4 protein-coding genes are annotated in these 3,417 nt (G+C 70.7%); all 4 read right to left on the reverse strand.

Annotated features, from left to right (window positions below):
- On the reverse strand, positions 1 to 944 hold a 944-nt coding region (locus V5A20_RS13685; RefSeq protein WP_332327607.1), incomplete at its 3' end, for a hypothetical protein.
- Positions 945 to 948: 4 nt separating this feature from the next.
- Positions 949 to 2,118 (reverse strand): glycogen-binding domain-containing protein, encoded by a 1,170-nt coding sequence (locus V5A20_RS13690; RefSeq protein ID WP_332315419.1) that lies wholly within the window; start codon positions 2,116 to 2,118, stop codon positions 949 to 951.
- 80 nt (positions 2,119 to 2,198) lie between these two features.
- On the reverse strand, positions 2,199 to 2,909 hold the full coding sequence (locus tag V5A20_RS13695) for an isoamylase early set domain-containing protein (RefSeq protein WP_332315418.1): 711 nt from the start codon (positions 2,907 to 2,909) through the stop codon (positions 2,199 to 2,201).
- Positions 2,890 to 3,417: RNA polymerase sigma factor (locus tag V5A20_RS13700; RefSeq protein ID WP_332327608.1), on the reverse strand; the 528-nt coding region annotated here is incomplete at its 5' end. The genes V5A20_RS13700 and V5A20_RS13695, both read right to left, overlap by 20 nt.

Consider the following 3,417-nt stretch of genomic DNA (forward strand, 5'->3'; position numbering starts at 1 on the left):
GGCGGGCCTCTATCGGGCGGCTTGCCGTTTCCAGGCGGGTCGCCGGGCGGGCCGTTGCCGACACCGGCGGGGGGACCGCCCCCGGGAAAGGAGCCCTGGAAGAGGCTCTGGAGGACCGACGTGGCCGGCGTTCCCTGCGCAATGGCCTGGGCGGTGCCCTGGGCGAGGGCGTCGATCGGCCGGTTGCTGTTCTGGCGGGCGCTCTGGAGGGCAGAGGGAAGCTGGCGGAGGGACTCCGGGTCGTATCCGGCATCGAGGGCGGCGGTGAGCAGCCGATTCGACGTCTCGGGGGAGGCCCCATTTCCCGGAAGGTCCGGAAGCACGTTGACGGCCGCGGCCACCGCCCCCATCGACACGGGCCGGCGCTCCACCCCCTCTGGAAGGCCCGACAGAAACGACCGGACCTGCTCGGAGGGCACGCCCTGCTGCCGCGCTTCCGTGACTGCGGTGGTCAGCTGGGCGCGATCGTCCGCCTGGGCAGCGGTCGCGGACGGGTCCCTCCCCTCCGTGCCGAGCATCTGGCGCACCCTGTTGTGCTGCGCCCACTGGGCGACGAGTTGGCCGGCTTGCTCGGTGTGGGTGCGGTACTGCTGGAGCACGGGCTGCATGCGAGAGGGAGGGACCTGCTTGGCGAGGCCCTCGAGCGTTTTGGAGAGCAGGGGATTCGTCGGGAGGTTCTGCTCGGCGAGCGCGACGGCCGGGTCGAGGAGGGACGCCGTCGCCGCGTCGCTCAGGCCGGCCTGCCGCGCCCGCTCGACGACCGTGCGCATCTGCTCAACGTCGACGCCGGCCGTCGCCCCCCGGTCGAGAAGGGCTTGCACGTCGGCCGGTTGGGCGGCTGCTCCGTGGGGGGCGCCGGCCCCGAGCACGGTGGCCAGGAGGGCCGCGCCAAGCCAAAACCAGGCGTCCGGGCGGATCCGGACGGGACAGGAGAAGCGAATCATGGGACTAGGGGACTGTGCACACGCCGTTGGTGCCGCCGAACGCGTCGTCGGCGGTTTCTGCGTAAGAAGGAAGGTCGAGCCAGCGGCGCTCGTCGCTGTCGACGACCCGTATCCGGTACGTGTAGGTGCCGGAGGGTAGGGAGAGCGTCGTCGTCCAGGTGCCGTCGTCGGTCTGAGTCAGGGGCGTGCCGGGCAGCGACCAGCCGTTGAAGTTGCCGGTCACGTGGGGCGTCCCTGAGCCACTGTAGGGAATTTGGACGCGGGCTCCGTCGTCCACAGCCTGGCAGGCGCGGCGGCGCGGAGGGGAGGGAGCCGTGCCTCCCAATACCTGCTGGGTCCGCAAGCGGAGGCCGGCCGACACGTGCACGTCCGCGGTCGATGCGTCGGTCTGGGCCAGGCGTGCCGCGGACGCCCGGGTCCGGGCAAAGACTGTGACGGAGGCCCGCGGGTGCCAGGCGACCTTCAGGCCGCCCCGCCCGAGGCGGTCGCGGGCGGTGTTGGCGGTCGCCGTCTCGTAGCGCACCTGCTCCAGCGCCACGTCCGCCTCCACGGACCACCGGCGGGTGGGCCAGTACGTCCCCCGGAGGGACGCGCCGGTGCCCCCGAAGTTCGTCTCCGCGAGGCTCGTGCGGCCACTGCTCCAGTACGCTCGTCCTTCCGCACGCACCCGGTCGGTGAGCCACGATGCCAGGCTGATCGCGGCAAGCCCGCTGGTCTGGCGGTCCCTGCGCTCCAGGTCCGTGGCGACTCGTTGTTGGGTGAGGCCCCCTCTGGCCGTGAGGGTGGTGTTGGAGGCAGGGGCCCACCGCAGGGACGGAAGGGCCCACCAGCTGTCCCGCGACCGGCCGACGCGGAGCCGCGTCCCGCCGCCGCTGGCGCCCACGGTCCACGCCGGAGACAGGCGGTACTGCGCCTGGGCGTGGCCCTGCAGGAATTGCGGCGTCCCGGCGCGGCGCGGATACAGGCGCGACCGAGCGGCGACGCTGAGGCGGGTGCGACGCGCGTCCCGCGTGAGCCCCACCTGGGGCGTCAGGGCCGCGAGGGCCGGGGCCGATGAGCGGTCGTTCCAGGAGCGAAGCACAGGATCGAGGTAGGTGTTGGTCTGGTAGCCGCCGGTAAGGACGAGGTCCGCGGTGCCGGTCCACTGCTGGGCCTGCCCCGAAACGGGGAACATCCCCACGAGGCACAACAGTCCAGGAAGAAGCCGCCACATGGCACGAACAGTCTATTTGAAAAACGTGGCCGCGTGGTGGGCTACAGTTTCAGAACGGCGTTTTTGGCGCCGAATCCGTCTTCCTGCTGGACGGGGGCGAGCGGGTCGGTAACCCACCGTTCGCCGTCGATGACGAACTGATACTCGTGCTCGCCCCGAGAGACCGGCACGAGGCCGGTCCAGACCGTCTCGCCGTCCACGGTGCGTGGCGAGAGCGGGATGGGCTCCCACTGGCTGAAGTCGCCCGCCACAGCCACCGAGTCGGCCATGGCGCTCGTGTAGACGAACCGTGTCCACACCGTCCCATCTTGAGACGGCCCGGCCGCGGCGGACTGGACCGACGCGGAGGGCGAGGGACTCGACGGCGGCACGGGACCGGCCGGCCCCGACGGCCAGGCCAGCCACCCGATCGCGACCACGAGCGCAAGGGCTGCCACCGCGTGGACGGGCCGCACGGGAATGGTCACGAGCGGACGGGTCACGGCCGTCCACCAGTCGTGAAGACGGTCGGCGACGGACGGGGCCGGGGCCTCCGCCTCGTCCAGCTGCTCGACCGTGCGGGCCGCGAAGTCCGAGGCGGGCTGCGGGGCCTGCGAAGCGGCCAGGTCCTGCGTCATTCGAAGCTCAAACTGGAGCAGGGAGCGGGCCTCCGGATCGTCGGCGATGTGGTGCAGGGCCGCCTGCACGTCCTCGTCGGGGAGGTCGCCGTCGATGAAGCGGCGGACAATCACGTCAGGATCGCGATTCTTCATGGCGGGGGGCCAATAGGGTTTGGAGCTTCTTGCGGGCGCGGTGCACGCGCACCTTCAACGCACTTACCGACACGTCGAGGCGTTTCGACATGGCCTTGTAGGTAAGGCCGTCCCGGTATTTCAACAGGAACGGCGTGGCGTAGGTGTCCGAGAGTTCATCCAGGGCGGCCCAGAGGGACTCCCCCTGCTCGTCGGCCACGAGCTGCTCGTCCTGAGCGGCGGTCCCGTTGTTTGAAAGGGTCGCCGCGTCCTGGTTAGAGCGGCTAAAGGGATACGTGTCGCGCCGCGCATTCTTGGCGTAGTCGCGCCCTCGGTTGAGGGCAATGCCGTACAGCCACGACGCGAAGCGATCCGGGTTCTGCAAATCGTCGATCCGGCGATACGCCTTGAGGAATACATCCTGGGCCAGGTCCTCGGCCGCGTCGGGATGGTCGGCGTACTGGTGGGCAAGGTCGAACACCATGCCCTCGTACCGTTCGACGAGCACGCGAAAGGCCGATCGATCCCC

It is taken from the genome of Salinibacter sp., assembly GCF_036626415.1.
Taxonomy (GTDB): domain Bacteria; phylum Bacteroidota; class Rhodothermia; order Rhodothermales; family Salinibacteraceae; genus Salinibacter.